Source organism: Amycolatopsis sp. NPDC003676 (assembly GCF_053587275.1).
In genome coordinates, this window is the sequence record NZ_JBSFNS010000269.1 from 1 (window position 1) to 1,601 (window position 1,601).

A 1,601-nucleotide genomic window follows, 5' to 3' on the forward strand; every position below is an offset into this window, starting at 1 on the left:
TCGTCGTCGGGGACGGTGGTGTCGTCGAAGGGTTTCGCGCCGGTGAGCAGTTCCCACAGGAGCACGCCGAGGGAGTAGATGTCGGCGCGGGTGTCCAGGTCGGCGGCGGTGCGGTCGTAGCCCGGATGACAGGCCTCGAGCTGCTCCGGGGACATGTAGGCCAGCGAGCCGCCGAAATAGGACACCGGGCTGGTGTCGGTCGAGCGGCTGAAGCTGATGTTGAAGTCGGCCAGCTTGGGCACACCCTCGGCGGTGAGCAGGACATTGGCGGGTTTGACGTCGCGGTGCAGCACGCCGTTGCCCGCCGCGTGGTGCAAGGCCGACGCCAGCCTGCTGCCCAGCCAGGCCACGGTCTCCGGCCAGCTCAGCCCGGCCAGCTCGGCGCGCACGGCCGAGTCGGTCGGGCGGATCTCGCCCTTCTCCTTCATGGCCGCGTCGACGGCGTCGAGCAGCAGCCGGCTGGTGCGCTCGGCGGGCGGGGTGGCGCGGACCCAGCGCAGCACGTCGAGCAGCGTGCCGCCGGGCAGGAACTGCATGTACAGCAGCCGCAATCGGGGGGAGCCGTCGGCGGGATCGTCGAGCAGCTGCTGGTCGAACACGCGCACGATGTAGTCGTGGTCGAGCTGGGCCAGCGTCTGCGGCTCGCTGCCGCTGTCGGCGGAGATCTTCACCGCGACCAGCCGCTGCATCGAGGGTTGCCGGGCCAGGAAGACGCGCGCGAACGCGCCCGCGCCGAGTTCGGTGAGCAACTCGAAGTCACCGATCCTGGTACCGACCGCGATCCGGTCGAGTCCACGCCGATCGGTCGGATGCGCCGCGCCGGTGCGGTCGAGTGCGGGCCTGGTCGCCTCGGCGGTGCGTGTGGAGCTCACGCCGGGGGTACGGGCGCGAGCGGCGGGTGGTTCATCGCGATGTCGGCGGACCCGCGCGCGGATAGCCGGACCCGGTCACCCGCAGCAGTGCCCGGATATCGGATTCGATGATCCGGAACAGCACATAGGAGCCGACGAAACCGATCAGCCCGCCCACACAGATCGTGCGCAGCGGGGCGAGCGTGGTCAGCAGGTCCGGAACCGGCAGGAAGGTCGCGCTCGCGACGACCAGCAGCGGAATCGACGCCGCGACCACCAGGTACCGGCGGCACCACGCGGCCAGGGCCGTCAGCGAGCCGCCGTCGCCGCGGAAGTCCTGGCCGTGGTGCAGGAACATCGGATAGACGCAGCGCAGCAGATACAGGGTGATCAGGAAGAACGGGTACGTCATGGCGACGGCGGCGCAGATCGCGGACACCAGCAGCAGGTGCACGACCGTGCGGACCGGCAGCACGCCGTCCGCGACCCCGATGGTGATCGCGTAGATCACTCCCGCGACGACCCACAGCACGAACACCACCGCGACCGCCAGGTGCCCGAGCCGCAGGCAGTCCTGTCTGGCCCGCTCGAGGGCACGGGGCGAACAGCGCCGGCCCGCGCGGAGCCGATGCGGGATGGTCAGCAGCCGACGGCCCAGGTAGATCAGGGTGGCGCCGCCCGCGGAGAAGAAGAGCAGATTGGTGAGGTCGGAGACCTCGCGCTGGGTGGCGCGGGTGCCGGGGTCGAGCC

2 protein-coding genes are annotated in these 1,601 nt (G+C 70.9%); both read right to left on the bottom strand.

Translation table 11 applies throughout. The features are described 5' to 3' along the window. The coding region (locus tag ACWDNU_RS45525; protein ID WP_449673405.1) for a serine/threonine-protein kinase at positions 1-872 on the bottom strand (872 nt) is incomplete at its 3' end. A gap of 31 nt (positions 873-903) precedes the next feature. Next, the coding region (locus tag ACWDNU_RS45530; protein ID WP_449673406.1) for a hypothetical protein at positions 904-1,601 on the bottom strand (698 nt) is incomplete at its 5' end.